2 protein-coding genes are annotated in these 1,286 nt (G+C 70.8%); one reads left to right on the forward strand and one right to left on the reverse strand.

Features of this window, described 5'->3' with window-relative positions; translation table 11 throughout:
• On the forward strand, nt 1–383 hold a 383-nt coding region (locus Q0283_RS03290), incomplete at its 5' end, for an Lrp/AsnC family transcriptional regulator (protein ID WP_298042897.1).
• A gap of 105 nt (nt 384–488) precedes the next feature.
• Here the strand turns inward: Q0283_RS03290 and Q0283_RS03295 are convergent.
• A partial coding sequence (locus tag Q0283_RS03295) for a DUF1524 domain-containing protein (RefSeq protein ID WP_298042900.1) occupies nt 489–1,286 on the reverse strand: 798 nt, incomplete at its 5' end.

Genomic DNA, 1,286 nt, shown 5'->3' on the forward strand with positions numbered 1-1,286 from the left:
CCCTGAGCGAGGCCCTCGGGGTGGCCCCCTCCACGTGCCTGGCCCGGATGAAGGCGCTGCAGCAGTCCGGGGTGATCCGGCGCTTCACCATCGACGTGGATCCCCAGGCCCTGGGGCGCGGCATCGAGGCGCTGATCAGCGTCCGCGTGCGGCCCGGGGCCCGCCAGCAGATCGCGACGTTCGCCGAGACGCTCAAGACCGTGCCGGAGGTGACGCAGTACTTCTTCCTCGCCGGGATGGACGACTTCCTGATCCACCTCACGGCGCGGGACACCGAGCACATCCGCCAGTTCGTCCTCGAGCACCTGTCCTCAAACCCCATCGTGGCCACCACCCAGACGAGTTTGGTGTTCGACCACGTGGCCGGGCCCGCCGCCCTCTGACGCGCAGGGACCGGAGGAGCCGTCAGTGTCAGGACAGCGGGACGGTGGCGACGAGCCCGGCCGGGCCAGGAGGCGCTGGAGTCACCGGGCCGGGCCGCCGGAGGGTCATTCGCAACCGACCCCATCACCGTCGCGGTCCAGGTGGCGGGCGTACCCGGGGTCTCCGATGCGGACCGGGGCCGCGCCGGCGGCGCGTGCGGCGGTGCAGTTCTTGAAGTAGACGGGCGCCGCTGTCTTAGTGGGCGGGGCAGGGGTGTAGGTCTTGCGGGGAGCAGGCGTCTGGGCCTTCTTCGGGGTCAACTCCGGGGTGTGAGTCCTCTTGGGCGCCTGGGCCGGCGGAACCGGGGTCGACGCGGGTGACTGCGTGGAACGGGTGATGACCGGATACGCGGTCGCGGCGGACTCTGGGGTGGCGAGGGCCTGGTCCGGGCAACCGTCGAGCACGCGGATCATGGCGTCCTTCTCGGCGGAGGTCACCCAGAGTGCGTACTCCGCCTTGACGGCGATCTGCCGGGCGACGTAGTCGCAACGGAACGACCGGTTCGGTGGCAGCCAGGAGGCGGCGTCGGAATCGGACTTCTGGGCGTTCGCCGGTCCGTCCACGGCGAGCAGGTTCACCGGGTCGTTCGCGAACCGGATCCGCTCGTCCGCGGAGAGCTGCCGGGCACCCTTCTGCCAGGCGTCGGACAGGGCGACCACGTGGTCGATCTGCACGTCGTTGGATGTGTCCTGGCCGCGGAGGAAGTGGATCTCGGTGGCGGTGTAGGGGTCATCGAGCACCCCGGAGAGGACCACGCAGTCATGGGTGCCGGGCTTGAACCGCTCCCCGGCCAGGTCGCGGGCCAGCATGTCGTTGCGGGTGTCGCAGCCGTTGCGGTCGACGTCCGCCCACGCCGGGCCGAA

Source organism: uncultured Citricoccus sp. (genome assembly GCF_937871995.1).
GTDB lineage: Bacteria > Actinomycetota > Actinomycetes > Actinomycetales > Micrococcaceae > Citricoccus.